Source organism: Streptomyces sp. NPDC059900 (assembly GCF_050270335.1).
In the GTDB taxonomy this organism is placed as follows: domain Bacteria; phylum Actinomycetota; class Actinomycetes; order Streptomycetales; family Streptomycetaceae; genus Streptomyces.
In genome coordinates this window covers 1-6,820 of the sequence record NZ_JBNNJZ010000448.1, presented here as the reverse complement: position 1 = coordinate 6,820, position 6,820 = coordinate 1, and the positions used below count along the sequence as shown (strand labels likewise).

Annotated in this window: 8 protein-coding genes; 5 read left to right on the top strand and 3 right to left on the bottom strand. The window is 71.1% G+C overall.

What is annotated here, in order from left to right; translation table 11 throughout:
- On the bottom strand, positions 1-524 hold a 524-nt coding region (locus tag ACQKIP_RS35695; protein ID WP_427745091.1), incomplete at its 3' end, for an alpha/beta hydrolase family protein.
- Between the two features lie 228 nt (positions 525-752).
- Between ACQKIP_RS35695 and ACQKIP_RS35690 the strand changes: the two genes are divergently transcribed.
- The 3 genes from ACQKIP_RS35690 (at position 753) to ACQKIP_RS35680 (ending at position 3,391) form a co-directional block, all read left to right on the top strand.
- The gene (locus ACQKIP_RS35690; RefSeq protein WP_365867293.1) at positions 753-1,766 is read left to right on the top strand and encodes an RNA polymerase subunit sigma-70; all 1,014 of its coding nucleotides are present in this window, start codon (positions 753-755) and stop codon (positions 1,764-1,766) included.
- Between the two features lie 115 nt (positions 1,767-1,881).
- A complete protein-coding gene (locus ACQKIP_RS35685; RefSeq protein ID WP_365867295.1) occupies positions 1,882-2,880 on the top strand; it encodes an ArsR/SmtB family transcription factor in 999 nt (332 codons plus the stop codon).
- A gap of 163 nt (positions 2,881-3,043) precedes the next feature.
- On the top strand, positions 3,044-3,391 hold the full coding sequence (locus ACQKIP_RS35680; protein ID WP_365867296.1) for a hypothetical protein: 348 nt from the start codon (positions 3,044-3,046) through the stop codon (positions 3,389-3,391).
- A 380-nt stretch (positions 3,392-3,771) separates the two neighbouring features.
- On the opposite strand, the gene ACQKIP_RS35675 is transcribed toward ACQKIP_RS35680, so the two are convergent.
- A complete protein-coding gene (locus ACQKIP_RS35675) occupies positions 3,772-4,359 on the bottom strand; it encodes a hypothetical protein (RefSeq protein WP_365867298.1) in 588 nt (195 codons plus the stop codon).
- Positions 4,360-4,401: 42 nt separating this feature from the next.
- The gene (gene sigJ, locus ACQKIP_RS35670; protein WP_365867300.1) at positions 4,402-5,331 is read right to left on the bottom strand and encodes an RNA polymerase sigma factor SigJ; all 930 of its coding nucleotides are present in this window, start codon (positions 5,329-5,331) and stop codon (positions 4,402-4,404) included.
- A 154-nt stretch (positions 5,332-5,485) separates the two neighbouring features.
- On the opposite strand from sigJ, the gene ACQKIP_RS35665 reads away from it, so the two are divergent.
- Both ACQKIP_RS35665 and ACQKIP_RS35660 read left to right on the top strand, forming a co-directional pair.
- On the top strand, positions 5,486-6,127 hold the full coding sequence (locus ACQKIP_RS35665; protein WP_365867301.1) for an LUD domain-containing protein: 642 nt from the start codon (positions 5,486-5,488) through the stop codon (positions 6,125-6,127).
- A gap of 132 nt (positions 6,128-6,259) precedes the next feature.
- The coding region (locus ACQKIP_RS35660; RefSeq protein WP_427745090.1) for a hypothetical protein at positions 6,260-6,820 on the top strand (561 nt) is incomplete at its 3' end.

The window sequence follows — 6,820 nt, the reverse complement described above, 5'->3', positions numbered from 1 at the left end:
GCGTAGTCCTCACCGGGGTGTCCGGATGCGTCGAGGATGCGGGCGCCGAGCAGCATCTGCACCGTCTGCGCGCCCCAGGAGTGTCCGGCGACCACCACCTGGTCCCGGTCCACCCGCCCGGCCAGCCCCGGTACGGCTGCTTCGACGGCGGCGAACTGGTCGAGAATGCGCTGCAGGTCGTCGCGCCGTTCGGTCCAGATCTGCCCGAACACCGGGTTGTCCAGGCCGATGCCGTTGCGGCGGGAGTCGAGGTGGGTCGGCTGCACCACGACAAAACCCTGCGCTGCCCAGAACGCGGTCAGCGGAGCGTATCCGTCCAGAGGCCAGCCGTTGCCGTGGGAGAACAGCAGCACCGGCAGGTTCTCCCCCGTCGCCGGGGCGGAGACCCGCACTTCGAGCGGAACCGCCCGGCCGGGGGCGTCCAGCGCGACCGGGGCGACGGATACGACACGGTCACCGGCGCCGACGACACCGTCCAGGGCCTGCACGATCGGGGTATCGGTTGTGGCGGGAGCACTGCTCATCAGTCATCTGTCCTTTGCGTTCCGGTCTTCACTGCACCCGCCTTGTAAGCGGAGCAACGTTCCGAATAATACGGAACACTGCTCCGGTTAGCAGTGCCGGATGCCCGGCAGGCCGGCACCCGCTCGTGGGAGCGAACGCGCAGACCCTGGCGGCCCCCGAGTGATGAGTTATCGCGCCCACACCCGTCACACCTACGACGGGACACCACGCGATGGAAGGATGACGCCATGAGTGCCAACACGCGGCTGGAGCAGCCCGGCGGGAGCGGTCCGGGAACGAGCGGTCCGGGCGAAGTCGACGAGCCGGCGTTCTCCGCCCGGGCCGAGCGGCACCGGCGGGAACTGCACGTGCACTGCTACCGGATGCTCGGCTCGTTCGAGGACGCCGAGGACACCGTGCAGGAGACGTTCCTGCGGGCCTGGCGGCGGCGGGAGACCTTCGAGGGCCGCTCGACGTTCCGGGCCTGGCTGTACGGGATCGCCACCAACGCCAGCCTGGACCTGCTGGCCAAGCGCCGCCCCAAGGCCGCCACCGGCGGCGAAGTGCTCTGGCTGCAGCCCTACCCCGACCGGCTCCTGGACGAACTGCCCGCCGACGACGCGGACGAGCCGGAGACCCTGGCCCTCGCGCGCGAGACCATCGAGCTGGCCTATGTGGTCGCCGTCCAGCACCTCGCCCCGCGTCCACGCGCCGTACTGATCCTGCGCGACGTACTGGGCTGGCCCGCCAAGGATGTCGCCGATCTGCTCGGCGATTCCGTCAACTCCGTGAACAGCGCACTGCAGCGGGCCCGGGCCGGACTGCGCGAGCACCTGCCCGCCCAGCGCCAGGACTGGACCGGCAGCGAACAGGACAACGGGACGCGCGCGATCGTGCGCCGCTACACCGACGCCAGCCTGGCCACCGACATCGACGCCCTCGCCGCGCTCCTGCACGACGACGTGCGCACCTCCATGCCGCCCACCCCCGGCCTCTACGCCGGCCGCGCAGCGGTGGTCGACTACTGGACCGCAAGCGGCTTCCAGGACATGCAGCACCTGCGTGCCGTCCCGACGTCCGTGAACCGGCAGCCCGCTCTCGCCTTCTACCACCAGCAGAAGCAAGGCGACGCGTACCTGCCGCTGACCATCGACGTATTGCGCATCGCCCACGGGGCCATCACCGAGATCACCACGTTCCACGACGACCAGTTCCCGCGCCTCGGCCTGCCGCAGAGCCTCCCGCCGGACGCCCCGGCATGACTCCCGGCACGGGCCGACCGCCCCTGGCCTGATTGATCACCGCGTCATTGCGCGGCGCCCGCAGGGAACTGAGACTGCTGTGGGCCAGACAGTGACGCGCAGGACGGGGCGGTCGGTGAAACGCATTCACTTCACGGCACAGGACCTGGCGCGGACCCGCGTGGCCACGACGATCGGCGTGGCGGCGGAGACGTTCGACAGCGTCAAGCTGCTCAAGGACCGCGACAGCAGTCTCGCCTTCCGCCGCTGGCATGTCTCGGTCCGCGGCCGGCTGGGCGAACAGGCGGGCCCGCTCGCGGCGTTGCTCCCCGGGCGCGGCCCGCTGGTCGACGCGATGAGCCTGCTGGGAGACACGGCATCCGTAGACGAGGCGGTGGACAACCTGATGTCCGCTCCCCGCGCCCTGATGCGCCTGGAACTGGAGCACATCGACTTCCGCCCCGCAGACCGGCCCTGGGCCAGCGCCCTGATGGACGGCGACCGTGAAGTCCGCCTCCAGGTGGCGGCGGCCCTGCGGGCCTGCCACAGCGTGACCGTCGCCCCTTACTGGAGCAGGATCCGAACCCATCTCAACGACGTCCGGGCCGGGTACGTGGACACGATGGCCGACGGCGGCGTGGAGCAACTCCTGGCCGCTCTCTGTGTTCCGTTGGTCCGCTGGCGGCCGCCCGTGCTCGAAGTGGCCCACCCGCGCGATGCAGACCTCCACCTCAACGGGCGGGGTCTCGTGATCGCGCCGACGCTTTTCTCCACCCAGCAAGTCGAACTCCTGCAGCCGTCCCTGGACCCGGACCGGGCACCCGTGCTGGCCGTCCCCGCCCTGCGCGGGGCCTCGCCCGAAACCTCGCTGTGGGAGGGCGTCGGCGAGCCCACCGCCTTGTCACTGGACGACCTCCTCGGCCGCACCAGGGCGGCCGTGCTCAGGACGGCGGTCGGCGGATGCGGTACTACGGAGCTGGCCCGGCGCCTGAACATCTCGCCCGCGACCGCGAGCCACCACGCGACGGTGCTGCGCAACGCCCGCCTGGTCACCACTCACCGCGAAGGCAAGGCGGTCCTGCACACGATCACGTCACTGGGCATCGCCCTGCTGGGCCGCAGTCCGCACAACTGACGGTCCGACCCATGCCCGCAACCAGGGGAAATCCCCCGTGGGCGGGCACGTTTCGACGGTCATCGAAACCTTGGCGGCGGCCCCCGGCCGATCCCTAGGTTGGGGCACGCGCTCGCTCGACCGCAGCGCCACGTCACAACTCGCTACCCATAGGGGGATCTGCATGATCAAAGGTCGTACGGCAAGGGCAGTGGCCTCGACGGCGCTGGCCCTGGGGGCAGCAATAACCCTGGCGCCGAGCGCCGCAGCGGACAGCGGCTCATCAGCGTCCGCTGTACCGGCGTCCGCCAACTCCCGGGCACAGGCGTGCTGGGGCCAGCCGGAGCGCGGCAGCGGGGGCCACTACGGCAACAGCGGTTGGTGCGACTCGGGGCGCTACCGCCAGGCGATCAGGTGCGAGACCCTGGGCGGTTACCGCTACGTCCACTACGGGCCTTGGGTCTGGGCGCCCGCGAAGAGCACCGCCTGGTGCAACCTGGGCGACCGGGTGGTCGGCACCTGGCTGGAGTGAGTCACCGGCTCCTTGGCCGGTAGTCGGTAGGCCCGCCCGGGATTTCGTCCGCGGTCTCCTGGTTTTGATGAGGCGCCGGGTGTCGCCCGGGGAGTCTTTGGCGTGCAGAGCAGCAGGGAGTACGGGGGTGTCGGCTGCTGAGCACGCCGCCTTCGGGCGGAGGCAGGTCGGCCGGGGGGACTCGCCCCGGCCGACCCTCAACTTGCTCGCGCTGCCGCTGAGAAGTGGGTCTCCATCGATTGGCATCACCGCCGAGATCCTGCAGGGGCCGAAGGGGCACGGTGCCTTCTTCGGGCCTCGGGGCGGGCCGACGGCGCCAGCGCTGCGTGGCCCAACGCGCACCTCACGAGCCGCTGGCCCCAACAAAACTCTCCAGGCGCTCAGTTGAAGATGTCCAGGAGGTCCGGCCAGGAGCCGCCGTCGGCGGCGGGGCGGGGGCGCATCGGGCGCGGATCGGGGTAGGTCTGCGTGGCGGCCTTCGCGCGTACGATGTCCGGCCCGCCGCACGCCTCGACCGCGAAGGCCCCGAAAACCTTGGCGAAGGCGGCCGGGTCGCGGAACTCCACGCCGAACGCCCGGCCATCGTGCAGCGGCACCCACACCACCCGGTCGAACCGGATCCACTCCGACACCGGCTGGTCGTCCGCGGTCGAGCGCCCCTCCAGCCACAGCCGTGCCACGTGCAGCAGGTTGACCTTCTCCATCGGCAACCGCTTGCGACGCACGCGCAGTTCACGTGACGTCAGCTCGACCCGCTGGTCCTTCTTCGGATACCAGACGACACCGACCCCGAACGGCGCCCACAACAGGATCCCGATCATCGGCCAGACCAGCGCGTCGCCCCATGACCGCAACAGCCCGCCGTCCAGCAGGTACAAAACCCCGAAGACCACGCCCCACTTCGCCGTCATCCGCCAGAATCCGGTGCCCTGCCGGTACAGCACCCGCCGCTTCCCCGTTATCGCCATGCCCGCAGGCTAGCCGCCGCCCCGCAGAGCACGATCCCCGCCTCAGCCCTGCACCCAGCGGCCGAGCTTTTCCGGGTTGCGCACCACCCAGATGTGCGTGATCCGGTCGCCCGCGATCTCGAAGGCGAACACCGTCACCACGGCGCCGTCCTGCTCGGCCACCAAACCGGGCTGGCCGTTGACCGTGCGCTCCGCGAATGTCATGGTCCCGGGCTTCCGTCGGGCGAGCTCCATCCAGGTGCGGGCGATCTGCTCTCCGCCCTCGATCGGGTCCGGGAAGGCGGCGGCCAGGCCCCCGCCGTCGGCGACCGCGGTGGCGGCCGGGTCGAGCAGACCGAGCAGGGCGTCGATATCCCCGGTTTCCCATGCCCGCTTGAAGTCCCTTACGACGCCAGTGCGTTGGCCTGGCGGGATCGAGGGTGCGCTCGTGTCGGGTCGGGATTCCCGTACGCGCCGGCGGGCCGATGAGGCCAGTTGGCGGCAGGCCGCCGGGGTACGGCCGACGATCTCGGCCACCTCGGCGAAGGAGTGGCAGAACACGTCGTGCAGGATGAATGCGACGCGTTCGGCCGGGGTCATCGCTTCGAGCACGACCAGGAAGGCCAGATTGACCGACTCCTCCAGGGTGACGCGGTCGGCCGGATCGACGGCCGCGCCGCCCGCGGGTCCGCCGATCCACTCCGAGCGTCCGGGCAGCGGCTCGGGGAGCCACTCCCCCACGTACGTCTCCCGCCTGGCCCGTGCCGAGCCGAGCAGGTTGAGGCAGATACGGCTGGCGACCGTCGTCAGCCAGGCGCCGGGTGATCTGATGGCGTCCTGCTGGGCCCGGGACAGGGCGTACCAGCGGGTGTAGGTCTCCTGGACGGCGTCCTCGGCTTCGGTGAGGGAGCCCAGCAGCCGGTAGGCGAGATTGAGCAGGTGGCGCCGCTCGCTGATGAGGATGTCCAGGCTCGGGTCGGACGGTGTGGTCATGGTGCGGGCGCCCCCTCGATCGTTGCTGCTCTCCCCCTTACGACAAGACAGCCCGGCGGGATGTCAGGTCGGTGCGCGGCCTGACATTTGCGGGGGCTGTCGTGTCGAAGCTACGGAAGCGCACAGATCATCCCGTGAGCAAGGAGTGCCCATCGTGACCACCGCAACGACCACCTCCACGCCGGCGACACCTTTCAGCGACCCGGCGTCCGGGGAGCGCCTGGAGCGGGCGGCCGCCGCGCTGACGGCGCACGGCTTCACCGTGGAGATCCTGGAAGGGGTCGCCGAGGCGCGCGCCCGCATCGAGGATCTGGTCCCCGAGGGTACCGGCGTCTTCACCGGGGCCAGCGAGACCCTCCGCCTGTCGGGCATCGACGAGGACCTCAACGACAGCGGGCGCTACGACGCCGTCAAGCCGCGCGTCCTGGCCATGGACCGCGCCACCCGGTCGGACGAGATCCGGCACTTGACCGCCACTCCCGACGTCATCGTGGCCAGTGTCCACGCGGTCACCGAGACCGGCGCTCTCGTGATCGCCTCGGGCAGCGGAAGCCAACTGCCCGGCATGGCAGGCGGCGCGGGCCGCGCCATCTGGGTCGTCGGCGCACAGAAGATCGTCCCCGACCTGGACACCGCGCTACGGCGGGTCGAGGAGCACTGCCTCCCGCTGGAGGACGCCCGCGCCCGGGCGGCCTACGGGTCACCCAGCGCCGTCAACCGGATGCTGATCCTCAACGCGGAGTACCAGCCCGGCCGCGGCACCGTCCTGCTGCTTCGGGAGGCTGTCGGCTACTGAGGTTGTCCTGGTCCGCAGGGAAGCGTTCCGATGGAGCGAGTGCCCCATCGGGATGTACGCGCGGGGTGCGCGCTCCGCCGCGATGACAAGATGTGCCTCGGGGATCAGGTTCGCGAGATCGCGGGGGTTGGGGTGGCGGCAAGACTGCTTGCGGCGCTGGACGATGTGCCGTGGCAGCGGCTGGAGTCGGCGCTCGGGCGCCCGGCCAGCGAACGGCTGCGGCAGGCGCTGCGTGACCTGGTGCTTCGAGGCAGGGCGGCGACGGAGGAAGACTGCTACCCCCTGCACGACTGCCTCTCCCGGAGCACCGGACGCGCGGCCCCCGCCGCAACCGCCATGCTGCCGTGCCTCGTTGCCCTTGCCGGCGATCCGTATGCGGACGCCCGGATATCCCTCGTCCAGCTCCTGGCGAACTGCAAGGCGGCGGCCGAAGCCGACCCGGATCCGGTGGACGCGGGCTGGCACGAGGCATGGCTGCTCCAACGCCCGCGTATCCAGGCGCTGCTCGATGACCCCGTGCCCGCCGTGCGCAGGGAAGCCCTGCCGCTCGCCGAGGGCATCGACGTGCTGCTGCAGCGGTGGCACGCGGAGCAGGACCCGGCGGTGCGGCTGCCCCTGCTGATCGCCCTGGGCACCGCCGCAGCCGGCTGCGCCCAGGGCGATCCGGTGGGTCGCGTGCGGGCGGTGCTGGGC

Excerpts from the sequence above, each read along its gene's own strand:
- sigJ (WP_365867300.1), bottom strand. The coding sequence starts at position 5,331 with ATGACCACACCGTCCGACCCGAGCCTGGACATCCTCATCAGCGAGCGG.
- ACQKIP_RS35690 (WP_365867293.1), top strand. The coding sequence starts at position 753 with ATGAGTGCCAACACGCGGCTGGAGCAGCCCGGCGGGAGCGGTCCGGGA.
- ACQKIP_RS35680 (WP_365867296.1), top strand. The coding sequence starts at position 3,044 with ATGATCAAAGGTCGTACGGCAAGGGCAGTGGCCTCGACGGCGCTGGCC.
- ACQKIP_RS35675 (WP_365867298.1), bottom strand. The coding sequence starts at position 4,359 with ATGGCGATAACGGGGAAGCGGCGGGTGCTGTACCGGCAGGGCACCGGA.